General features: G+C 50.2%; 2 protein-coding genes. Both read right to left on the bottom strand.

Annotated features, from left to right (window positions below; all coding sequences use genetic code 11):
• A complete protein-coding gene (locus HAP68_RS08355; protein ID WP_024085323.1) occupies window positions 1–16,302 on the bottom strand; it encodes a non-ribosomal peptide synthetase in 16,302 nt (5,433 codons plus the stop codon).
• A complete protein-coding gene (locus HAP68_RS08350) occupies window positions 16,292–26,836 on the bottom strand; it encodes a type I polyketide synthase (protein ID WP_024085322.1) in 10,545 nt (3,514 codons plus the stop codon). The genes HAP68_RS08355 and HAP68_RS08350 overlap by 11 nt, the downstream gene beginning before the upstream one ends.
• Window positions 26,837–26,853: the final 17 nt, after the last annotated feature.

Genomic DNA, 26,853 nt, shown 5'->3' with positions numbered 1-26,853 from the left:
TTAACTCAATTGTTGTACATGTCTTGTTACTTTAGGCTGATAGCTTCGCAGTTTTTGCATCGCCGAGCCGTGATGTTCAGGGTATACTTCTATCATTTCTTCCGGTTTTTCCTCCGGCTCTTCCGCCTGTTTCATCATGACGAACTGATTCAATGGGCCGCCGAGCAATCGTTCAAGCGCCGCCATTGCTTCCGGCGCTTCAATTGATCCGACTCCAGCCTGTTTCATCCGTTCTTGATATTCGGCAGATGATACGATTCCGACACTGCCCCAGTAGCTCCAATTCATCACTGCCGCCGAATACGGCCGAACTTGAGCCAAATGAGCGGCAAAGGCATCTTTGAAACTGCACCCGGCAGCATAATTGCTTTGTCCAGCCGCTCGCGCAAATGATTGAACAGATGAGAAGAACAAAGCAAAGTCCAGCGGCTCATTTTGGAACACGCGGGCCATATTCACGCTGACATTGACTTTTGCAGCGAGCACGCTTCTCAAACGGCTTTCCGGCATATTCGCCAGGCTCTGATCCTCTAAAACAATTGCGGAATGGATGATTCCGTTAATTTGCGGGTGCGTGCGTTTGATCGTTTCATACGCCCGTGTGAGCTCATCCGGGTTTGCCGCGTCAGCTTCAATATAAATCGGCGCCGGCCCGAATTGGCTGAGTCTGTCGATTTTTTCCTGGATGGCGCTGTTATGTTTTCGTCTGCCGATCCAAACGACTCGCGCCTGATACGTTTTCACGGCATATTCGCTCCATGCCTCGCCGATGCCCCCCGCGCCGCCGATGACGACATAAACGCCGCCTTTTTGGTAAGCGGGCCGGCTTGACACCGGCTGCTGTACAGGGATGAGGCGCTGTTTGTACCAGTGATTGTTGCGGTACGCCCATGTATTGCCTTGCTCATCAAACGGCGCTGAGAACAGCTCCGCCTTTGAAACATCTTCCGGACATCCGGCATCAATCAGCCGTGTTTGCCAGTTCGGATACTCTTTTGCGAGCGAACCGATCAAACCGTGAATGCCTGCATGAGCCGGATCAATGATGTCCGCCGGCTGTACGGACTGTGTTTTTATTGTGACTGCAGTCAAGCTGATTCGCTTGCTTCCGTATCCTAAAGCAAGCATCGCCTTAATCACTCTGTACATCTGGATGACGCCCGCATCTTGAGCTTTCACCATGTCACCATCGCTGTGAAAAGGAGCGATCCATACGATATGCCCGAAAGACCCTCTTGCTTTCAGTTCAGCCGCAACAGCCTCTATTTCATCCTCCGGGTTGATATGAAGCCGTTTCGCAGAAGGATGATGCAATTGAAAAGCCTCGCTTTCCTCATCTCCTGCGATAAAGACAACCTCTTCCGTCTTATATGCCGGGCTTTGGTCACAGAATTCCGCAAGATCCCATACCGGAGCCAGAAGGTTTGCTCCATTTAATGATGTTTCCGGCGCCGGTCCTTCCATCATTCTGGAAGAAATCCCTTTAATCCTGACACAGACGCGGCCTGTCTCATCGCATAAGTCAATGTCCAGCCGCTGTATTTTTTCATCCGTTCCCCGGGAGCTGACATACGCCCACATGCTTGTCGTGCACGGGCTGAAAATGTCCAGTTCCTCAAGGGCGAACGGCAGTGACAGCTGGTTATCATCTGCATGCAGCTTCAGTCCGATTGTCGCTTGCAAAGCTGAATCAAGCATACACGGGTGAAGAACGTATTGATCTGCCGTTTCTTCGAGGAAGGAAGGCAGACGGAGCTCAGCTAATGCTTGATTGCTTCCGATATGAATGTGCTGAATTCCTTGTTGTCCGGGACCGTAGTCAATGCCGATTTTGCTGAATAAGCCGTAACACTGTTCAGAAGTCAGCATACTGAGGCCGCATTGAGCTTTCAGTGCGCCTATATCACGGTGCGGAGCCTCCCCGGCGCCGAGAATGCCGGCAGCCCCCTGACAGTGTATCTGCCTGCCGCTTGCTTCTGTTTGTGAATCCGTGTAAATGTCATACACGATTTCACCGTTTTCCCTCGGGTTCAGGCTGATTTGCGCTTCAATCGGGCGGTTTCCCGCTTCGATCGGCCGAACCCAAACGATGTTTTTCAGACGGATGACAGACGGAACTTCCTTTTGCCCTTTGACTGCCTGAGCAACCGCCGCCCTGGCCATTTCCAAGTAGGCGACGCCCGGCATGACCGGCTTGCCTTTAATAAGATGGTCGGTGAAAATCGTCTCTTGTCCCGTAAATTCGGATCGGTACCGCTGCTCTGTTAAATCCGATACATTCTCGTGAAGCAGCGGGTGCAGCACCCGCGCCGTCGGCACAGCTTGCGGTTTTTCTGCTTTCGGCCGGTTGTCCGTGATCCAGTACCGCTCTTTCGCAAACGGGTAAGCAGGAAGACTCATCCGTTGGGGCTTGATATCAGAATATAAGCCGTCCCATTTGATATCCGCGCCCTGCACCCATAATTCCGCAAGCTTGTCATTCTCCCGGCGGCTTATCAGCTCTTCAATATCCGCTTCGCCGTTTGCGCCTGCCATAATGGATTTCAGCGGGGTTTTACCCGCTTTTCCTTTATAAATGCCCGATATGTCATAACGTCCTTTCGCACAGCTCTTTAGCTTGTCCCGCAGTTCTGCGGCCGAGGAAGCGATAATGGCCGCTCTTTCTTCCATCGCATCACGCCCCTGCTGAAGCGTGTAAGCAACATCGGCAAGATCCGCATCCGTAAAAGAAGCTTGCGCCAGCTGCTGCGCCTGTTCCTGCAGACGTTCTTCTTCTTTGGCCGACAGCACAAAGATTTGAGGTTGTGTGAAAACAGCTGTTTTTCTTTCTTCCTTCGGAATATATTCTTCAATGACGACATGGGCGTTTACGCCGCCGATGCCGAAAGAACTGATTCCCGCACGGCGCGGCAGATGATTGCCGTTTTCGTCTTTCAATGCCGTCCATTCTCTTTTTTCCTGTACGATGTAAAACGGACTGTCTTTCAGTTTGATATACGGGTTGATGACCTCGCTGTGGAGGCTTTTTGCAAGTGTTTTATGCTTCATCTGCATCAGCACTTTGATCACACCCGCGACACCGGCTGCCAGTGACAGGTGGCCGATATTGGTTTTGGCCGATCCCAAACCGCAGTGACTCGCGTAAACGGCGGGATCACCTGTTTTTTCGTACAGCTTTTGAAAGGCGGATTTCAGGCCGTTGATTTCAACCGGATCGCCAAGCTCCGTTCCGGTTCCGTGCGCTTCTATATAAGTGACGGTTCTCGGATCAATGCCTGCTTTGTCATAAGCCGTTCTGACGACTTCCGCCTGGGCTTTCGGATTCGGTGTCGTCAAGGAGTTCGCGCGTCCGCCGTGGTTGACCGCGCTGCCTTTAATGACGCCGTAAATATGATCGCCCGCTTTTTCCGCTTCTGACAGCTTTTTCAAAAACAGAATTCCGGCACCTTCACTGACGGCAAATCCGTCCGCCCTGTCGGAGAACGTTTTGCATTTCCCTTCTTTGCTCAGCGCACCCGCTTTGTCATAAGCGATGTGGCCTTGCGGTGTGACGACGGTATTCACGCCGCCGGCGATCGCCATCTCGCAGTTCCCGTTTTCAATGGCGCATACGGCGTGATGAATCGCGACCAGCGAGCTGGAACAAGCCGTGTCGATCGGTTCACTCGGCCCGTGCAGATTGAGCATATAGCTGACGCGGTTCGGCCCTGCTGACGGACTCATATTTGCGGCTGACGCACCGCCGATATCCAGGTCGGAAAACAGTGAGCCGTACCCGGTATTCCCCGTGCCGATATACAGGCCGGTTTTCGTGCCGGAAAGGCTTTTAGCGGAATATCCCGCATCTTCTATCGCCTTCCACGCATACATCATTAACAAGCGCTGCTGGGGATCCATCTGTTCGGCTTCCAGCGGTGAAATTCCGAAGAACAGCGGATCAAATTCCGCAACTCCGTCAATAAATCCGCCCCACTTTACATTTGTTTTGTTGGCTTCATTAAGCGGGTCACCGTAATACTCCCGCCAGTCCCAGCGATCCGCCGGCACCTCTGTTATACAATCTTTTCCCTCTTCTAAATTGCGCCAATACTCATCAATATTTGCGGCCTTCGGAAACACTCCGCTCATGCCGACAATGGCGATCGGTTCCGGTTTATGTTCAGCCGCAGTCTGAACAGGCTGTACGGCTGTTTTTGCAAATCGTTTGTTCCCTGCCAGTCTGATGCCGCCATCATCTGTTACACCGCTTTTCTTTTCTTCTTTCGGCTGTGTGCTGCCGGCAAATTGCGTTTGATAGTCTTCTGCTAAATGATGCGCCAAGGCTTGAATCGTCGCATATTCAAAAAATACGGTCGGTGTCAGATCAAGCTGATAAGTGTCATTCAGCTTGTTGGCGAATTCCGTCAGCGTAATGGAATCAAATCCGTATTGATTGAACTCCAATTCGATATCGATTTCTTCAATGTTTATTTTCAGAAGCCCGGAAACTTCTTTTGCCAGCAATTCCTGAAGTTTGGCCGTCAGGTCTTTCGGCGCAGGTGTTTCTTCCGTTTTCTTAACCGGTGCAAAAGCGGCTGCGGGAGTCTTTTGAAGCAGTTTTTCCCGCATTACGGCGCGGTTTCCTTGCATAACGAGCACGCTTGTTTTCCCCGTGCTCCATGCTTTGTAAAGAGCTTCTATTCCGGTTTCAGTGCGCATCGGCGTTACACCGGTTCTTTTTTCGGTGAGCTTCGCCATTTCTTCATTGACTTGCATTCCGCCGTCTTTCCAAAGCGGCCAATTGATTGACAATGTGTGACCGTGGCGGTACATTGCCGTAACCAGCGCGTTGCGGTATGCCGCATAGCTGTCCATAAATGCGTTTGCCGCCGCATAATCCGCCTGTCCCGCATTCCCGGTGACACCGGAAATGGATGAGAAAACGATGAAAAAGTCCAGCGCTAAATGCTCGGTTGCTTCATCAAGGTTGACAAATCCGTCCGTTTTAGGAGCCAATACACTGTAAAACTCTTCGGTTGTTTTCTTTACGATATATTGATCTTTCATCACACCCGCGCTATGAATGATGCCGTGAAGGCCGCCATATTCCGTTTCAATTGTTTTGACCAGGTCTGCCGCAGTTAGAGCGTTTGTTACGTCAGCCTGTTTGTATTCCGCTTTTGCTCCGAGTGATTCAAGCGATTGCAGCTGCATCCGCTGATTCTCGCTTAATGCGGAACGGCCTGTCAAAACCAGTGTCGGCTTTTTGACTTTCCGGGCAATTTCTTTCGCGAAAATAAAGCCGAGGCCCCCGGCTCCTCCGGTAATGAGATAAATCCCTCCGTCGTTCCACGGAATGCGTATTTTGCCGCCGGACACGGCCGTTTCTTTGACATCTGCGGTGTATCGGATGCCGTTTTCATATTTGATATGGCTGTCATCAGCCCTTGTTTTATTTTCTCTGATGATGTCTGTGATTCTGCCGTTTTCCGCCGGTTCTATTTCAATCAGCTGGGTTTTCAGTTTTTTATGTTCCAGGCCGGCTGTTTTTAACAGAGCTGAAATCCCTGAGAGCAGCTGATGCTTATCTGTTTTAGAAAGAACCGTCTGGATAAGGACGTCTCCTTCCGTCTCTTCCTTCAGCAGTTTTTGCAGCGTCTCCAATATCCGTCCTGTATAATCACGGAAGCGCGCCGCCGCTTTCCCGTGCGGGGAGGTCATTTCAATACATTCAGCTCCCGCGGCTTCAACCGCTTGTTTTAGTCCGGCGTCTGTGTCACAAAGCATTACGATATGCCGGGCAAAAACCGGTTCCGTTTGAGCAGCAGTTTCATCGCTTCGGGTCCATACCGGCTCAAGCATGAGCGTTTCCGGAGCTTTTTCTTTTTTCTCAGGTTCTTTTTCAGCCGTTCTGAATGACAAACCTTTCAGCCTTACGCACACCTTGCCGTTTTCATCACAAATATCAAGATCGCGTTTTTCAATCTGGCCGGCTTTGTGGTCTTCAGAAAGTCTGGCATATACCCACATCTCGGCAGCGCATGCGCTGAATACTTCGAGCTCCTGAACCGCAAACGGAAGCATCAGTTGTTCATCATTTGTTCCGGTTAATATGCTTGATGCCTGCAATGCAGAGTCCATTAAGCCCGGATGCATGACATACTCCTGTACCGTGTCCGCACAAGCCGCGTCAAGAGACAGTCTGCCCAATACGAAATCATCACCTGTATAAATCGCTTTGACTCCCCGGAAAGCCGGGCCGTAATCAAAACCGATTTTGCGGTACATATCGTACATTTCATCTGCAGAAAACGGTGTCTCGGCGGATTGTGATCTCAGTTTTTGGAGATCAATGACCGGAGCCTTTGCGTCAGGGCGGACTGATACTGCCCCTTGGCTGTAAACGGACGGCTGATCTGTTTCCCGGCCGCAGTAAATGTCGAATTGAACGTTATTTGCCGTTTCGGGAATGAGACGGATGTTGACATGAACCGGCTCGTCTTCAATGGTAATCGGCCGCACCCAAACCGTATTCTTAAGCTTGACGCTTCCTTGTCCGGCCGGAACTTCAGATGCCTGTTCCATTGCTGCGCGCGCCATTTCAAGATGTGCCACACCCGGTAAAATCGGCACGCCTTTTACAACATGATCCGCAAGGTAAAATTCTTCTCCTGTATAGATTGAGCTGAACCGCTGTTCTGCAAGGTTTGAAGTATTTCTGTGCAGAAGCGGATGAAGCGCGTCTTGTTTTCCGGAAGATACAGTGCTTGTTTTTTTGTGTTTTCCGGTGTGTTTCGCCGCCCAATAGCGGTCTTTTGCAAAAGGATACGACGGCAGGCTCATGCGTTTAGGCGGCCGGTCTCCATACAGCTTCGCCCAATCGACGTTCAGCCCTTTGACCCATAATTCAAGCAGCTTCGCGTATTTGCCTCGTGCCATCCATTTTTCAACGGCTTCTTGAATTTCTTCATCTTCCGTCAGCATTTGCAGCGTGCCTTTGTCTATTCTTCCTCTGTACAAATCCGCATGCTTATCTCCAGTGATAAACTGTGACAGTTTTTCCTGCAGTTCTTCTGCGGATCCGGCAATAACCGCCAGGCGTTCTTCCATGGCGTCCCTTCCGATTTGGAGAGTATATGCCATAGAAACGAGGCTGGAATGATCGTACCGTTTTTCAGTAAGCGCACGTTTCAGCTGTTTTGCCTGCTCTTTCAGGCGTTTTTCATTTTTGGCGGACAGAACGAAAAGACATGGGTCGATATGAGAATCATCTGCTTCCTCTCTGTCTTCTGGAATGTATTCTTCGATGACGACGTGGGCATTTACACCTCCGATGCCGAATGAGCTGATGCCCGCGCGGCGCGGCTGTTCGTTTCCGCGTTCGTCCGTCTGCGTCTTCCATTCCATCGTCTCCCGCACCAGATAAAACGGGCTGTCTTCAAGCTGAATGTACGGATTTACCGTCTCACAGTGGAGACTTTTGACTAATGTGCGATGCTTCATCTGCAGCAAAATTTTAATAATGCCCGCTGCTCCCGCGGCAAGGGATAAATGGCCGATATTCGTTTTGACCGACCCTAAGCCGCAATAGCCGGCTGCTTTCTCTTTTCCGTCTGCAAACGAGCTGAACGCTTGTTTCAGGCCGTTAATTTCAACGGGATCTCCCAATTCTGTTCCGGTGCCGTGCGCTTCGATATAAGAGACTGTTTTCGGATCAATGCCCGCTTTTTTATATGCGGCTTTAATAACTTCCGCCTGTTGTTTCGGGTTAGGCGTTGTTAAAGATGCCGCACGGCCGCCGTGATTCACCGCGCTTCCTTTAATGACGCCGTAAATATGGTCCCCATCCGTCTCAGCGGCTTTCAGCTTTTTAAGGAAAAAGAGTCCGGCTCCTTCACCATGGGCAAAACCGTCAGCCTGATCGGAGAACGTTTTGCATCTTCCTTCTTTACTCAGCGCGCCCGCTTTGTCAAAGCTGATATACACATCCGGAAGAACAATCGTATTGATTCCTCCCGCCAAAGCCATGTCGCACGTCCCTTCTTCAATTGAAGAAACGGCATGGTGTATGGCAACGAGCGAGCTTGAGCAGGCGGTATCAATCGGCTCGCTCGGCCCGTGCAGATTGAGCGTATAGCTGACACGGTTCGGTCCGACAGACGGACTTGTATTCGCCGCGGATGACCCTTCAATCGCCGCATCGGCATTGGCTAAAAGAGAACCGTAGCCGGTGTTTCCGGTCCCGATAAACACACCTGTCTTTGTGCCTGAGAGACTCTTTGACGCATATCCGGCATCTTCAATCGCTTTCCACGCATACGTCAGCAAGAGGCGCTGCTGAGGGTCCATTTGCTCCGCTTCCCGCGGTGAAATCCCGAAAAACAACGGATCAAATTCAGCAATTCCGTCAATAAACCCGCCTTGGTTGACGTTTGTTTTATTGGCTTCTTTTGCGGGATCCCCGTAATAGTCCCGCCAGTCCCAGCGGTCTTTCGGAATCTCGGTCATGCAGTCTTTGCCTTCTTTCAGGTTCTGCCAGAAAGCTTCAATGTCTTCTGCCATCGGGAAAATCCCGCTGATGCCTACGATTGCGATCGGTTCCGGCCCTTGGTCCCGCTGCACTGTCTGCGGAAGTGTTTCAGGCAGAGTGCGGCGTCGCTTAACGGCCGGGCGCGTAATTTGAGTCTCTTTTACCGGTCTTGCCGATTGAACCGTTTTTGTATTTACCGCAAACCGTCCGGCAAATTCCTCTTCGTATTCACTGATTAAATGAACGGCAAATTCATGGATTGTCGGATGATCAAAGAAAATCGTCGGCGTTAACGTAAGCCGGTACGTTTTGTTTAACTGGTTCGTAAACTCAGTCATCGAGATAGAATCCAGCCCGTATTTTGTCATTTCTTCATGAGGATCAATTTTGTCAATGTTTACTTTTAACAGCGAGGCCGTCTGCTGTTTTAACAGATGCTTCACTTTTTCAAGCAGGCTGTCAGCATCAATGTCATGACGTACGCCGGTCTCTGCTTCCGGATGATCATTCTCTTTGCGGAACCGTTTTGCTTTCATGTGTTTCACATCTCCTTCAAAAACCGTCATCCGGGCTGCCTCACTCATCAAGCCTTGATATAAAGCCTTGATGCCGGCATCTGTGCTGAGCGGTGCGATTCCCGCCTGCTGCATCAGCATATCTTCCGTCTGCTTTCCTGCCTGCATTCCGCCTTCTTTCCATAACGGCCAGCTGACAGAAAGCGTCTTTCCGTATCTTTGTCCTGCGGCTTGTAAAGAACGGCGGTACTCGGCATACATCTCCGTAAAGACATTTGCAGACGCATAATCAGCCTGGCCGACGCTTCCAAGCACACCTGATAAGGATGAGAAGACAATAAAGACATCTAATTTCTCATGTTGTGACGCTTCATCAAGATACACAAGGCCCTTCACTTTCGGAGCGAGAACGTGTTGGAATTCCTCTGCCGTCTTCTTCACCATGTAGTTGTCTTTTATAATGCCGGCACTGTGAACAATCCCGTCCAGCTTGCCGTGCCGTTTACGGATATTGCGGATCAATCGGTATACATCTGCTTCGTCCGTGACATCGGTCTGCTCGTAGAAAACAGAAGCGCCGGCAGCACGTACTGTTTCCAGCATGTCTTTCTGCTTTTCTCCGAGAGCGGACCGGCCGGTTAGTATGATGACGGCGTCTTTTGTACGGTTTGCGATCTCTTTTGCAAAAATCAGACCTAAACCTCCGGCACCTCCTGTAATGAGATAAACGCCTTCGTCTTTCCACGGAATGTCCGGCTCCGTTTGAGAAATATCCATCTCTTCCCAATCAGCGGCAAAGCGCTTGCCGTTTTCATATTTCACATGGACGCTTTCGGCATGCATACGGTTTTCCGCCGCTTTTTCCGCGATGCCTTCAGCACTTTCTTTCTCCTCGGCTTCGATCATTTGACAGATCAGCTTGGAATGTTCAAGACATGCGGTTTTGAAGAGGCCGGTAATGCCTGAGAACACCTGCTGTAAGCCTGCTGACCGCGTAACAGCCTGAAAAAGAACGCGGCCCTTCGGCTTGCTTTTCATTATGGTTTTGATATGGCCAAACAGCTGACCCGCATAAGAATGATACCGCTCTGCAATAGATGCGGGACGATCGTCCAGGATAATGACGCGTGCATGTTCAAGCTTTGCTTCGACAGCTTGTTTTACGGCTTCATCGTACTCACAAAGGAAAATGATATGCTCTTCATACGAAGGCGCGTGATCGGCCGGTGCCGGCTGCTCTTTCCAGACCGGTTCAGCGAACAATGTGTCCGTACGGCTGACCGAAACGCCGGCACCCGCGTTTTCTTCCATGATCCGCGTTGAGAAACCTCTCATCCGCACACAAAGCCCGCCGTTACTGTCATATAAATCAATATCGGCTTTTTGGATAGGATCGCCGGCTTTATTGTTCGCACTGAATGTGACGTGCACCCACATATCATCAGCGCACGGATTCAGAACGTCCAGCTCCTCTAAAGCAAACGGCAATGCGGCTTTGAATGGTTCCCCGCTTTCTGCCAGCAGCGCTCTCGTCACGTTTTGCAAATATTCGGCGGCCTGAAGCGCACCGTCCATCATACTCGGATGAAGGATATAATCAGCTTTCGTATGGGAGACGGATTCAGGAAGCTTCAATTTAGCAAGCAGCCGGTCTTCGCCTTTGTATACAAGCTGGACACCTTTGTAGCCAGGCCCGTAATCAGCTCCGATCATTCCTTTGTAAAACGCTTGAGATTCGATTGTTCCCTGCGTGCACCGGCGCTTCAGCTGCTCAATATCCGCCGCTTCCTCCGGTTCCTTCCGGATGATTTCAGCGATGCCCTGATTATAAAGAGGAGCTTCTTCACCGATAGAATCGTTACCGCCGTACATTCTGTATTGAATCTGTCCGTCCTCTTCTTCATAAAGTCCGATATGGACACGGACAGCGTCCTGATCGACTATCACCGGGCGGACCCATACGATATTCTTTAAGCGCAGGCCGAGAGAATCCTCTGTTGCCCCGCCGATGCTTTTCTCCGCTGCGGCCCGTGCCATCTCAAGGGTGACGGCAGCCGGCACGATCGCCATTCCTTTAATGATATGCTCGGCAATAAAATACTCTTTTCCCGTAAATTCCGAACTGAACCGCTGCTCCTGCAAGACGGATGTATTCTGATGTACCAGCGGATGCAAAAACTTCGCATCTGTTTGCTTCACAGTTTCTTCCGGCCAGAAGCGCTCCTCTGCGAACGGGTAGGTCGGCGCACTGATTCTTCGCGGCGCGGAATCCTGATACAATAAGCCCCAATCAACACGCGCTCCTTCAATCCAGAGCGCCGCAAGTGCTTTCAGCTTTTCATCACGTGTCTGACATGCCGCAAGCTCTTCCATCTCCTGAGCCGACACTTCTCTGCTTCTCACTTTTTCGCCCCGTAAGATGTTTTGGTCATTGCCGTTGATGAAATCCTGCAGCTGACGCTTCAGATCGTGACGATCATGACTGATAAAAACGGCTCTCTCTTCCATCGCTTCACGTCCGGTCTGATACGTAAATGCCAGATCATGCAAGGAAACATCGTTTTCGGCTTCATCCAGAAAGCCGGATAAACAAGTTGCATAGGCAGTAAGACGCTGCTTATTTCTCGCTGACAGCGGAACGATATAAGGCGGCTGTCCGTCATTTGATCCGCTGATCGTTTTGTTTTCATACTGTTCAAAAATGGCGTGTGCGTTTGTTCCTCCGAGTCCGAATGAACTTAACGCTGCCCGGTGCGGCGTCTCTCTCTCCGGAAGCAGTTTTCTCTTATCCGCCACATAAAACGGCGAACCGCTGAATTTGATATTCGGGTTCGGTGACGTGTAATTAATGGTAGGCGCCAGCTCCCGATGATATAAACTCATGGCGACTTTGATGCACCCGGCCAGACCTGCTGCTGTATCCAAATGTCCGATATTCGTTTTTACGGAGCCGATTCCGCAATACTGCTCCCGGTCCGTGTAACGTTTATACACTTGCTGCAGCGCGGACATTTCAATCGGATCACCCAATGTCGTTCCTGTGCCGTGCGCTTCGATATAGGAAATCGTCTCCGGGTGAATATTCGTGCTGTCTAAAACATGCTGGATGACGTCAGTCTGACCTTTTACACTCGGTGCGTAAAAACCGACTTTATCCGCTCCGTCATTGTTCAGACCGATGCCTCTGAGCATGGCGTATATGTGATCTCCGTCCTGAACGGCTTGCGACGCCTTTTTCAGAAGAATGACGGCAGCTCCTTCTCCGCCCGCCATACCGTCGGCTGAAGCGTCAAATGCCTTGACATGCCCGTCGCTTGAAAAATTCAATCCGTTTTGGTGCACATAGCCGATGCTTGTCGCTGCATGCAGCGTTGCTCCGCCGACGAGCGCGTATTCCGATTCTCCGCTCGTGATGCTTTTATAGGCTGAATAAAGACCGACTAATGATGATGAGCAATTGGAATGAACGAAATAGCTTGGCCCTTTTAATCCGAGCTTATGGGAAACCATCGTCGGAATCGTGCCGCTCTGCGCTAACACCCATGACACATAGCCGTCGGGAGATTCATGGCCTTCTGTCGTTTTTTCCGGTAAAAGCGACCGATACGAATTATTGCTTGCCGACATATATACGCTTGTCTTCGGAATCTCTTTGGATACATATCCCGCGTCCTCGACGGCTTTCCAAGAATGTAGCAGCAGAAGCCGAAGCTGAGGATCCATAAATTCTGCGTCTTTCGGAGAAATGTGAAAGAACTCAGGGTCAAAGAGATCTTTTCCTTCTATCGTCGATAATGCCGGCACATAGTCGGGATTTTCGATCAAATCTTCAGGTACGCCGGCTTCCCGAAGTTCTTCTTCCGAGTAGAACCGGACGCTTTCCTTTCCTTCTCTTAACTGCTTCCAAAACTCATGATGATTTTTCGCGCCGGGGAACTGGCAGGAAATCCCCACTATCGCCACACTGTCGTCAAAGTAAGACGGCACCCCGTTTTGCGGTGTTTGTTCTCTTTCTCTCTCATCTTGACCGGATGCCTCTGATTCAGCCGCCTGTTTAGTTTCAACAATAAATCGGCTGATCGCCTGAATGGTAGAGTGTTCGAATAAATCCGTGACGGTAAAATCGCATTCCAGCTCCTGTTTAATGCGTTCTGCCGCCGCAACAGCCAAAAGCGAGTCGCCTCCCACATCGAAAAAGCCGTCTTCGGTTTTGATGCCCGCCGTATTCAGCAGGTCTTCCCATATTGCGGTCACTTTCGCTTCCGCTTCTGATAACGGCAGTCTGCCCGTCTTTTCAGACCGGTGAACAATTACCTTGCGCTGTTTTAGGTCTTTGCGGTTCACTTTTCCGCTCGGTGTTAACGGCAGCGCATCCAGACGGATAAAATGGGCAGGCGCCATATAATCCGGCAGACTCGATAAAAGATGGTTGCGGAGCGCTTTTTCATCTGCCGTATGACCGGAGCGGGCCGTATAATAAGCAATCAGCTTTTTATGTCCGTTCTTTTCCTGAACAACAACCGCCTGATCAAGAATGTCCGGATGTTCGTTCAATTTCGTTTCAATCGCTCCCAATTCGATGCGGAAGCCGCGAATTTTCACCTGACTGTCAATCCGGCCGGCATATTCTATATTTCCGTCAGGCAGCCATCTGGCCAAATCACCTGTCTTGTAAAGCTTTTCTCCTTCACTAAACGGATTATCAATAAATGATGCCGCCGTCAGCTCAGGCTGATTGTAATAGCCTCTGGCCAGACCGGCGCCGGCCACGCAAAGCTCGCCGGCCACACCGTCAGGGACGGGGCTGAGCTTTTCATCGACGATATAAAGCCGTGTATTTTGAATCGGTTTCCCGATCGGCGTATTCCTGCTTGTGATTTCCTTTTGGCTGCAGCTGTAGTAAGCGGCATAAATAGATGTTTCCGTCGGGCCGTATATATTTTCAATTCTGGCATGTTTGAAGATGGAAACGGCCTTTTTGACTAAATCTTTCGGAAATGCCTCACCGGCCACCATCACATATTTCACAGGGCCGTCTTCTGTAAATGCCGTATGCCGCTTTACCGTTTCCAGAAATACATTAAACACGGCAGGAGCAAAATTCAGATGCGTGACCTGGTGGGTTTGGATGTATTCCATGCAAAGCTGCGGGTTTTTTTCTGCACCAGGCGGCAAAATGACAAGCCGTCCGTTTCCGATAAACCAGCCGAATAATTCAGAAATCGAAACGTCAAATACGTAATTCGTTTTTAACAAATAGGCATCCTCTTGTGCGACCGGATACTCAGCTTCCAAAAACTGCAGCGTATTCATGATGGCCCTGTGCTCAACCATGACGCCTTTCGGTTTTCCCGTGCTTCCGGACGTATATAGAATATAAGCGAGATGATGCGGTTTTGAACGCGGCGTCAGTTTTGCCCCGCTGACAGAACGTCCGCTGTTTTCAATTTCCACCGTGCTCACACCGCCGACGGCCAACTGTTCAATCATGCCGCGCGTATTTGCTTGCGTTAATACGATTGAAACGCCGCTGTCAGTCAACACGTGCGCCATCCGTTCGTTTGGAAAAGCCGGGTCCAGCGGCACATACGCGCCTCCCGCTTTTAAAATGGCGAGGATGCCGATGACCATCTCAAAAGAACGCTCCGTACAAATGCCGACCGGGCATTCCGGTGTGACGCCCTTTTCTTGCAGGTACACGGCGAGCGCCGTGCTTCGTTCATCTAATTCACGATATGTAAGACTGCTTTCACCGAATGTGACGGCTTCTCTGTCAGGGTGGCGTCCGGCTTTTTCCGCAAACACTTCATGAATGCAGCGCTCATTCGGCTGATGGGATGAACGGCTTGCTTCACGTTTTTGATTGAGCAGGCCGGAACAGGCTTCAAAAGTGATCTCCGGATCAGAAAGCACCTTTTTTGCCAGTTTCATATAATGCTCCGCCATCCGTTCGATGAAAGAAGGGCTGTAGACATCCGGGTTGTACAGAAATTGCAGGACGGTTCCCGTTTCTTTTTTATAGACTTCAAGCGCAAGCTCAAATTCGCCTTCCTGATGAATGTCTTCTATCATTTCAATGCCGAGTGATTGATATAGTTCCGCCAGCTTTTCCGCTCCTTCTGTCCGGAAGAAGTTTTGATAGAAAAACGCGGTTTGAAAAACAGGCGAAACCGCAGGCGAGCGTTCCGTCTTCAATTCTTTGACAAGCGCGGGAAACGGATACGCGGCATGGTCCAGCCCTTCTGCCAGTGTCAGCTGCAGCTCCTTCAAAAACGCCGTAAAGGATTTGGCGCCCGTCGCCCTGCTTCTGACCGCGATCATATTAATAAAGTATCCGATGACAGACTCAAATTGAGCCTCAGAGCGCCCCATCGTCGGCATGCCGACGATGACATCTTCCTGATTCGTATATTGATAGAGCAGTCCTTTGAAAATAGCGAGATACACAACGGATTCATTGACATTATGTTTTTGGGCGCACACTTTAATCTGCCGGTTCAGTTCATCAGGAAGCAAGCGCTGATACGCCTGCCCTTTGCAAGTTTGAACCGATGATCTCGGATAATCCGACGGAAGCTCAAGCACCGGCAGCGGTCCTTCCAGCTGCTTTTTCCAATAAGAGAGATGCGTTTTTCCCGCTTCGCTTTCCAGCAGCTCTTTTTCCCATTTCACAAAGTCATGATAATCTGCGGCCTGCTGAACCATGACAGGTTCTTTGCCTTCACTTGCTTTTACATAAGCGTCCAGCAGCGCCGACATAAACGTCATAAGAGAGACGCCGTCAAAAATGATATGGTGAATGGTGATTAACACAATCGGCTCCCGCTTCGCCCGCCGGAATACATGAACACGCAGGAGCGGCCCGGTTTCAAGCGCGAACGGTTCTTTTGCTTTTTCTTTAATAAACGAAAGAGCGTCACGCCCGCTTAATTCAGAAAGATCCATTTCTTCAATCGGAAAATGCCGATCCGTATCTTCTATCTGATACGGAAGGCCGTTTTCCTCTTTTATCACACTGGTCAAAATAGGGTGCTGGCGCTGCACGGACAAAAGGGCGTTTTTGAATGTCTCGATATCCAGCTTTTGAAAACGAAAGCATAACGGAATGTTATATGCGCTCATCTCCGGAAACATTTTCTGAAGCATCCACAAACCTTTCTGGCCTTCAGAAAGCGGACGTTTTGCAGTTGTCCGCTTGAAAGCCTGAAGCTTTTGTTCTACTTCAGCGATGGTGAGCGTTCCTGATCTGTAGGCATCGAGAAGTTCTTTATGATTCATAGGTCTTACTCCCTTCTATGATGTCTTGCACTCTTTTAAAATCTAATGTCCCCTCAGAGACCTGTTTCATCATGGCGATGATCTCCTGATCCGTGTACTCCTTGTTATCCGGAGCGGCGGCTTTTGTTTCAGTTTCTTCCGTTCGGTAAAACGTTTCGATCGTTTCTTTGTGTTCTGTCAGGTAATAGCTGATGACGTCTCCGAGCGTGGCATAGCTGTAAAATAACGCCGGAGTGACTTCAATGCCGTAATGACTCGACAAAAGAGCGGCAAATTTGGCTAAATAGATGGAATCAAATCCGAATTCCGCCCAGTTTTTATGCAGGACGAGTTTATCTTTAGATATTTTCAGCAGACTGTGTATCAGCTCTTTCAAATCCGCTTCGAGCCGTTTTTCCGTGCTTTCTTCCGGGATGCGGCGGCTCACGGTTTCCAAAAGCGCATCCGGTTTTGATGAATCGTCCCGCCGTATGCCTAAAAATCGTTCGGCGCGGCTTCTTTTGCCGGCAATGACAAGGCACTGGGTGTTGTCTTGAGAAATGATGCGCTCAAACAGCTCAATGCCTTCATTAGTTTCTAACAGGCGCTGGCCGCTTGATTGCAGGTACATGCCCGTCGTCTCTTCACCGCCGACGGCCATTCCGCCGTTTTTCCAGACCGGCCAGTTTATGACAAAAGCGTTTCCGCTTTCGGATTGTTCGTTTTTATAGCGGGCATACGCCATTTGGAACCTGTTCGCGACCGCGTAATCACAGCAGCCGAAATCTCCTAAAACAGCCGATGTGGATGAAAAGTAGCAGATGAAATCAGGCGTTTCGTTTTTCAGCCACTCGTCAAGAAGCAGGCTCCCGTTTATTTTCGGTTCAAGCGTACTGCGGAAATTCCCGATTTCATTTTCAAAGACGGATGTTCTGCTTTCGATGCCCGCCGCATGAATGACGCCGTGAATAGCTCCGAATCGTTCTTTCGCGCGCTTGATGCAGTCGCCCATTCCGATCGGATCACAAACATCGGCTTCGGCGTAAAGAACACCCGCGCCGAGATTTTCCAGGTCTTTCATTTTTTCTTTCTTTTCTTCATTGATCGGCGACCGCCCCGTGAGAATGACATTTGCCTGGTAGTTCCGGGCGAGATGGCGGGCAAATAAGTAGCCGAGCCCTCCTAATCCGCCTGTAATGAGATATGTTCCGCCGGTTCTGATCCTGCCGTTTTCTTTCGTTAGTCCGGTTGGTTCGGTGTGATAGACATATCGTTTTCTCTCTTCCAAGAAAACGGTATGGTCTGTTTCAGCTTTCAGCTCGTCCCAAATGGTTCTCATCCAGTCCGTTATGGCCGCGCCGGCTTTTCTGAAGTGGCCGGTAACACTTGTTTTCGGAAGAACAATGCCGAGCGAACGCTCAAAGCCGATCCATGATTCCAAGTAGCACCTTTCCAGACCGGATGCATATTCCCCCGCCAATAACAGCCTTTCCGGCTGCAGACCGGTCTCAGCCATTGCTTTGAGAATATGGACAATACATGAATAATCTTCGATGCAGGTTTTATCTTCAAGCGCCCATAAATACAAAATGGCAGAAGCTTCACCGTACTCTTTTTGAATATCCGCAAAAGCGTTCACATATGATTGCGGATCTTCCCGCACCACTTGGCAGCAGCCGGCGGACAAGGTCTCATACCGGTCTCCCTGAGCGATAAAAATAACGTCAATGTCACTGTCATACGATTTGATCACAGAGACGGCTTCCTGCTGCTTCTTCTGATCAGTTAAGAAAGAAATCACCGTTTTGACTTGCTTTTCTCCGGCAGCCGGCAGAGCCTGTTCTTTAAGAACTTCTCTAAAAGCCATTACTTCAAACTGTTCTGCCGGATCACTTTCATCAGCCGGCGCCTTAACGGGCGCGGCCTTGCTTTGTACAGGCTGCTGATGCCAGAAGCGTTCTTTCGCAAACGGATAAGCAGGCAGGCTGATGCGGGCCGGAGGACGTTCTCCGTATAATTTCGCCCAATTGATGTCCAATCCTTTTACCCAAAGCTCAAGCAGCTTAGAATATTTTCTTTTGCTGAGCCAAGCGTCTATGATGGTTTCCATGTCATCATCGGCCGCAAATACGGCAAGCATCCGTTTGTTTTCTTCCGTGCCGTCACGGTGCAGTCCGGCGCTGTTTTGTCCGGCGATAAATCCGTTCAGTTTTTCCTCAAGTTCATGAAGTGAATGGACGATAAAGCCGAGACGCTCTTCCATCGGCACCCGGCCAGTCTGGAGAGTAAAGGCTATGCTCATAAGGTCGCTGCCGCTGTATCTTTTTTCACGGATAGCGTCTCTGAGCTGTTTTGCTTTTTCAGTGAGCCGTTCGCTGTTTTTCGCGGACAGGACGATGATGGCGGGCTGATCTGCCGGCGTCTCATCAGGCACTTTGTCTGGCGTATATTCTTCTATAATGAGGTGGGCGTTTGCTCCTCCCGCGCCGAAGCTGCTTAACCCCGCCCTTCTCGGAAGCTCTTTGCCGCCGATGACGGGACGTTTCCACTCACCGAGCTCCTGCTGAACGGCAAACGGCGTATACGCGAAATCAATATTTGGGTTCAGCTGTTCCGCGTGCAGGGACGGCGCAATTTGGCGGTCTTTGAGCTGGAATAATATTTTTGTCAGACCCGCAATGCCCGCTGCGCTTTCGCAATGGCCGATATTTGATTTTGCTGAGCCGATGGCGCAAAACTGTTTGTCTGTTGTATCCTCATCAAATGCTTTCGTTAATCCGGCGATTTCAATCGGATCCCCTAATGCGGTCCCCGTGCCGTGGGCTTCAATATAACTGACGGTGCGCGCCGGGACGTTTGCCCTTTCGAAAGCTTCTTTTATTAAGGCGGCCTGCGCATTCGGATTCGGAACGGTGTATCCGTTCGTTTTGCCTCCGCTGTTAATGGCGCTTCCTTTAATCACACCGTAAATGTGATCGTTGTCGGCAATCGCTTGCTCCAACGGCTTTAATACGACCGCGCCCACCCCTTCTCCGTCTACAAAACCGTCCGCGCGGTCTCCGAACGATTTGCACGTGTCGCTTGCGGAAAGCATGTTCATGACTGACAGATTCATATAATGGATCGGGTCGGTCACTATGTTTACGCCCCCGGCAATCGCGCATTCGCTTGAACCGCTGTATATGCTCTCAAGCGCCAGATGAATGGCCGTCAAAGAAGAGGAGCAGGCTGTATCAACGGCAATGCTCGGCCCTTGGAAATCAAAAAGGTAAGATACCCTGTTGGCAATGGACCAGTAGCCGTAGCCTGTCGGGTAGTTTTTGTTCATCGCACCGGCAAAAACACCGATTTTTCTGCTTTGGCACAGGTTGTCAGGCGTATAGCCGGCATCCTCGATACTCGCATACGCCGTTTCTAAAAATAATCGCTCCTGCGGGTCCATTCGCTCCGCTTCCAAAGGAGAAATCTGAAAGAACAGCGGATCAAACTTGTCCATATCCTCAATGAAGCCGCCCCATTTCGTATAAATAGAGCCTTCTTTACCTTTCTCTTCATCATAGTAATCCTGCCAGTTCCAGCGTTCCCGCGGAATTTCTTCTATGCAGTTTTTTCCTTTTTTAATATTGGCCCAAAGCTGAGCCGCTGTTTTTGCCTGCGGGTAGCGTCCTGAAACACCGATGATGGCCACGTCGCGAACCGAACTTTGCCGGACGGTCTCTCTGGCTGCCCGCTTTTCCCTCCGCCGCCAGTCAGTGCGAAGCGGCTTGGCCGGCTGTACAGCCTGCGGTTCTGGTGATGCCTTCCGTTCTTCCTGAACAGGCGTTTGTCCCGTCAGTTTGATCATCGCGTCTTTTTTCGTTTTGATTAAGTGAGCGACGAGCGCTTCGATCGTCTGATATTCAAAAAATAAAGTGCTGCTGACTTGGTCCAATACATTTCGTAACGCGTTTGTCAGCTGTACGACGACGATAGAATCAATTCCGTATTTTTCAAGCGGCGCTTTCGGATCAATTTGAGCCGGCGGAATTTTTAACGTTTCTCCGATTAACGTTTTCAAGTACTCGGTGCTTTTTTCTGTTAAAGACGTGTCGCCTTTTTGCACCGTTGTTTGCGGCGCTTTAAATTCCGGCGCTTGTGCTGCTTTTGGCGGAGCGGTCCGTTTTCCGGCCCCTGCTTTAAGCGTTTTTTGGCGGACAACGCCGTTGCTTTTTGCCGCTATAATCTGATGGCTTAATTCATGTGCCGCTTCTGCCGGGAAGAAGACAGAATGCCAGCCTTCACTTTCTAACACGCGCTTCCAGCTTTCCGGATACAAGCCCGGGCACCCCGGAATACGAAGGGCAGAATCTTCATGCAGCCACCAGCCTTCAAGCAGTCCGAAAGTAATATGCGGGAACAGGCTGTTTCCCGCCATTTCATTTAAGAGCAGCAAACCGTTGTCTTTTAAGACGGCTTTAGCGTTTCTCAGCGTCTGGCGGATGTCTTTCGTCGCGTGGAGCACATTGGCGGCAACGACGATGTCGTATGCGCCCGGCTCTATGTCCTGGCCGGCAAGCGGCGCTTCTGCGTTAAAAAGCTTATACGTCAGATAAGGATTCCGTTTGCCGTATTCCGTCTCCGCATGCACGAGAAAAGCTTTCGATACATCGGTGTAACAGTATTCTTTTATATGGTTTTGATACGGCCTAAGCTTTTCAAATATGCCTGCGCTTGTGCCGCCTGTGCCCGCTCCGATTTCCAGTATGCGGATCTCGGCTTTTGAATGTTTGCTGATGTTTTCTTTCACATAAGCCGTTAATGTATCTGACAGGGCGCTGTTAAAGTAATCCGCGACTTGATTGTGCTTATAAATTCCTTCAACAAGTTCCATTGAAGAGTGCGGGAACATGATGTCAGTCGCCGGCACGTCTTCGCGCAGAATGTCCGGCAGTGCTTTAAGCATCGTCTCGGCTAAAACAGTCATCGCTTTTGTATCGGCGTTATTGAGCCATTCCTCTTTTTCCTGCTCCCATTTTTGCCATAGCGAGGCGGTTGTGTCTTCGGCACGGGCCGACAGTTTATATGAATCCGCATTCCCTTCCAGATAACCATGTTCCAGAAGGAAAGCGATCGTTTGATTGAGCCATTTTTTAAAATATTCGTGTTCGGGCTCATACGCTTTAAGGCTTTGCGGCGTCAGCAAGTCTGCTTCTTTAAGCTGGGCGATCAAAAGCCGATACAGAAAATCATCGAGCTTTTGATGTTCAGCCTCTTTTACAAGACGTGCGCCGGGCGGAGCGGCCTTCAGCTGTTGTGAAGAGACAAGCGGCTGAGACGGATAAACGGAAATTTTTTCTGTTTCACTCATCCCTTCGACTGCGACCGGTTTTGTCGTATGAATGAAAGCTGCTTGATCAACCGGCAGCGTCATAAGGGTTTCAAGCGCCTCCATCGCAGCGTCCGGTTCGATCAATCCCAATCCGATCTGATCCATCAGCTGAATAAAATCGCCGTCTTCAGCCGCTTCGCTGTTGCCCCAATAGCCCCAATTCATGACTTTGACCGGACAATTCCACGTCTGATCAAGTTCTTTCGCAAATGCGTCACTGAAAGCGCATCCTGCGGCATAGTGGCTTTGTTTCACGTTATGGATAAATGCCACAAGCGAGGAGAAGAAGAGCGCAAAGTCAAGCGGCTCCCGTCCAAATACCTCCGCCATGGACACACTGACATCGGCTTTTGCCCGCAGCACCGATTTGAACTCTTCTGTCTTCATATTATTTAAGCTTTGCTCAGACAGATCCATTGCCGAGTGGATGATTCCGTTCATTTTTGTGTGACGCTCTTTTATGAACTGATAAGCCCGTTCTAAGGAAGCACTGTCAGCGGCATCGGCGGAAACATATTCAGGCGCCGGGCCGAATGCGCTGAGCCGGTCGAGTTTCGCCTGTATGGAATCATTCAGTGTGCTTCTTCCGATCCAAATGATATGTGCTTTGTAGCGGCGGATCATGTATTCACTCCATGCCTCGCCAAGATATCCGGCGCCTCCGATCACGGCATAAACCCCGCCTGTTTGGTACAGCGTGCCGTTTTTCGGCATATTGTCAAGCGGTATCAGCTGCCGCTCAAACAGCTGCTGATTGCGGTACGCCCAAATTTGACCGTTTTTTCCGGCAGAAAGACTGAGCGCCTCTTTGACCGGCCAGCTGCCGTCCGTTTCCGTGTCAATCATGCGGATATTCCAATGCGGATATTCTTTCGCCATTGTTCCGGCAAGTCCGCTGACTGCGGCCTGTGACGGGTCGGCGCTGTCTTGATCGGAAAACGGCTGGGCATTTGCTGTGACGATGCACCAGTCCAAATGTTTTTCTCCGTACCCCAAGGCAAGTAATGCTTTCATCAGCTTGAACACATGAAGAACGTTTCTTTCCTGTTCCTTGAGGCTGCAAGCACTCTCAGCCTGCGGAGCAAGCCAAATGATTTGCTCCAGTTCTTTTTGTCCTTCAAGCATGTGCGTAAGAGATGTGATATCATCCGTACCTCTGATCGGATAATAGGAAGCGTTCGGCAGATGTTCTTTTATGCGCGTATGCGTTCTGTCAGTTTCACCGAAAACCGCAGTCTGCTTTTCCGCTGTTTTTGCTTTCTTCGTTTTTTCAAGTGCAACGGGCTCCCATGCCGGAATCAGCATCGTATGGCCGACAGGCGCTTCCGGGGTTTCTCCGCCCGCTGTTTGGCCTGTGTCAAGCGCCCGGACGGACGCGCCTTTCATCCGGACATAAACCGTACCGGCATCATCGCACATATCAATGTCAAATTTTCTTACGTTGTCATCTGCTTTGCTGCCTTCTGTGTACCGGATATATGACCAGATATGTTCAGGACACGGCCCGAACACTTCCACTTCCTGTATCGCAAACGGCAGAGAAAGCTCGTGGCTGTCTGCATCGTCATGTATTGAGCGGACAAGCAGACCGACGGAGGCGTGAAAAGCGGCGTCCATCATACTCGGGTGAAGCGTATACTGTTCTTTATTGTCATGTACGGCAGCCGGGAGTGAAATACGGGCCAATAATCGGTCTTCTCCGATCAGCAATTGCTGTACGCCTCTGTATGCCTCTCCGTAATCCAGACCGATCTTCTCAAAAGCACCGTAACATTCTTCCGCAGTCACGGTCCCTGAATTGCAGAAAGCTTTGACAGACTCGATATCAATCTGGGCGCTTCCCGGTTCGGTAATGACCGCTTCACCCTGGCTGTGAATAACCGGATCTTCGCCGTTTTCTGCCTCACTGTATATTTCATAGGTAATCTCACCATTATCTTCTGGGTAAAGGGCAATATGTATTTCCTTCGGTTTGTCTTCAATCATGACCGGCCGGACCCAAACAACCTGCCTGAGTGTGACGCTATGGCCTTTTTCCGTCACGGCAGCAGCCTTTTTGACCGCCTCTCTGGCCATTTCCAAATAGGCGACACCCGGCAATATTTTTTGCCCGTTGACGACATGGTCAGATAGGAAAAATTCATCTCCAGTAAAAAGAGACGTGAAGCGCTGCTGCGAAAAATCTGACGTGTTTTCTTGTAAAAGCGGATGCAGCACTGTGCCTGACGGGCTTTTCTCCTGTTTTTTCTGCTGCGGAATCCAATAGCGTTCTTTTGCAAACGGATACGTCGGAACGCTTGTTTTACGCGGTTTACCCAAAGCGTACAGCTTATTCCAATCTATTATTTTCCCTTCTGCCCATAACTCGGCAAGCCGTATCGGATCGTCCGTCTCAGGAGCGGTTTCGCTCAGTTCCGGCAGCTCGGCTTGTCCGCGCCAAAGACCGGGGATGTTTTCGTTTCCTTTTACGAAATCATTCAGCTTTTCTTTCAAGTCGCGGATGTCATTTACAAGGAAGACAGCTCTCTCTTCCATTGCTTCACGTCCTGTCTGAAGTGTATAAGCCAGTTCAGACAGCACCGTCTTTTCTGAAAGCGATCGGGCTAGTTTTTCCGCATAGGCCAGAAGCCTGTCTTTATTTCTTGCTGACAGCGGGATGAGTTTTGCTGCATTGTTCTCAGGTGCAGGCGCTTTTTGTTCAGGCTGAATGTATTCTTCTAAAATGATATGGGCGTTCGAACCTGATGCACCGAAGGAACTGAGTCCGGCCCGGCGCGGATAATGTGTGACTTTTCCGTTTTCTTCGGCTGCCGGCTGCTTCCACGGAGCAGTCTGCTGCTGTACGTAAAAAGGAGATCCCTCAAATTTCAGGTAAGGATTTAATTCCGCAGAATGCAGTGATTTGACAAGCGTTTTGTGATGAAGCTGCAGCGCCGCTTTTGTTAACCCGCTGATCCCCGCCGCTGATTCTGCGTGACCGATATTTGATTTGACCGAACCGATGGAACAAAATTGCTGATCCTGCGTCCCTTGGCTGAACGCTTTTGACAGACCTTCAATTTCAATCGGGTCTCCTAACGAAGTACCCGTGCCATGGGCTTCCACATAACTGACGGTCCGCGGGCTGATACCTGCTTTTTTCAGACAGGCCTTAATGACTTCTGCCTGTGCAGCAGGACTCGGGACGGTAATTCCGCTTACTTTCCCGACGTGGTTAACGGCGCTTCCTTTAATGACCGCGTAAATGCGGTCGCCGTCTTGTTCGGCTTTTTCCAGCGGCTTGAGCAAGACCGCACCGACTCCTTCTCCGGAAACGTAGCCGTCCCCGCCCTCGCCGAATGTGCGGCAGCGGCCGTCACTTGAGTGCATCCCTACGCTTCCGTAGCTGAGATATTTCGCCGGGTGCAGCGACAAGTTCACCCCTCCCGCAAGCGCGGCTTCACATTCGCCGCGGCGGATGCTTTCAATGGCCAGATGAACGGCGGTCAATGATGAGGAACAAACGGTATCCACCGCGATGCTCGGCCCGTGGAAGTCACAATAATAGGACACTCTGTTGGCGATCTGCGCATAATTCAGTGAAACCGGAAAAGGATCAGCTTCAGATAATTGTTCTGCGCCGATTAAGGAATAATCTTTATGCATCACCCCTGCAAATACGCCGATCGGATGCTGTTTCTCCCCTTTATTCCCCAGCGTTTCAGGCGTATACCCCGCATCTTCAATCGTTTCCCAGCATGTTTCTAAAAACAGGCGCTCCTGCGGATCCATCGTTTCCGCCTCACGCGGTGAGATTCTGAAAAACTGCGGATCGAAACAGTCGGCATCGTCAATGAAACCGCCCCATTTTGATACTGTTTTTCCAGACGGGGACGTTACGTTTTGATATGTTTTCCAATCCCATCGGGACTTCGGAACTTCAGTGATGCAATCCGTGCCTGCCTTAAGGTTTTCCCAAAACTCCGCCACACTTTTCGCTTTCGGATAGCGGCCGGCCATTCCGATAATCGCGATGTCTCCGGTGTTTTTATGATGTTCTGGCGCGTCCGGTGCTTCAGCTTCAGACCGTGATGATTCGGCTGCACGTTCCTCCGCATATTCAAATGAACCAGTCTTTTTCAGATAGGCTGCGAGTTCTTTTATATTTGTATATTCAAAGAGAAGAGTGGGCGCGAGGTCCGCACCCGTCTTTTTACTGATATCCTGTACAATCTCAAGCAAAGAAGATGAATCCAGTCCAAGCTCGTAGTAGCCTGCAAGAACGTCCAGCGTCTCCCAAGGCTGCCCAAGCTTATCAGCCAAAAGCTTCTTTAAAAACAGAATGATGTCTTTTTCATCTGCGCTTTCCGGCTCAGCTGCAGCCTGTTGATTCTGTTCGGCTGTATTCGCGTCTTCTTCGAGCCGAACCGCTTTTCCCGTAATGTTTTTAAGCTCCGCCACCTTTTGTCCGGATCGGCTGAAGTACTCGATCGTCATCGTTGTGAGTTCTTTTTCCTGACGGACGCCGGAAGCGGCGATACGCGCCGTGCACTCTGATTGAAGCCTGTCAGCGGCCGTGAACGATTCATAATATAAAGGCAGGTGAAGCCGGTTTGTTTCTGAAAGCAAACCGCTCCCCCCGATTCCGCTCGCATCCAAAAGGGCCGGATGGAATAAAAAGAAATCTTTTCCTTCTTCGCAAGAAAGCTCAGCCAGCATGCCGCCTTCTGTTTCGTACAATCGTCCGTTCGATTTCATCATGCCGGAATGAACCAAGTCATGATTCAGGCAGCGGTTATACATGTCATCAAGATTCAGAGACCTGGCTGACTGCTTCACATCGCTGAAATCAATGATTTCGTCAAATGTGACAGCGTCTCTTTTCACCATTTCAGCCGTCGCATATTGTATATTGTCTGACAGCTCGTCACCTTGCTGTTTCTGCCCTGAAAGGGAGATGAGCCACTTTCCATCTCCGCTATCAGAACATTGAATGGTCAGAATGATTGCAGCCGTTTCACTGACGGTTAAAGGCTGATAAATCGTAACGTGCTTCAATTCAAGCTCATTGTATACATAACCGTGTTCCTGAAAAACCTGATAAATCAAATCGATATAAGCAAGACCGGGCAATACCGCTTCACCAAAGACCATATGGCCCTTCATGATGGGATGATCCAGTGAGATATTGATTTTTTCCGATATCATTCCTTCCCACTCCTCTC

Origin of the sequence: Bacillus sp. Bvel1 (genome assembly GCF_014872755.1) — a bacterium.
GTDB classification, from domain to species: domain Bacteria; phylum Bacillota; class Bacilli; order Bacillales; family Bacillaceae; genus Bacillus; species Bacillus velezensis.
Note: the sequence above shows the minus strand (reverse complement) of the source record. Positions and strands in the feature narration are given on the sequence as shown.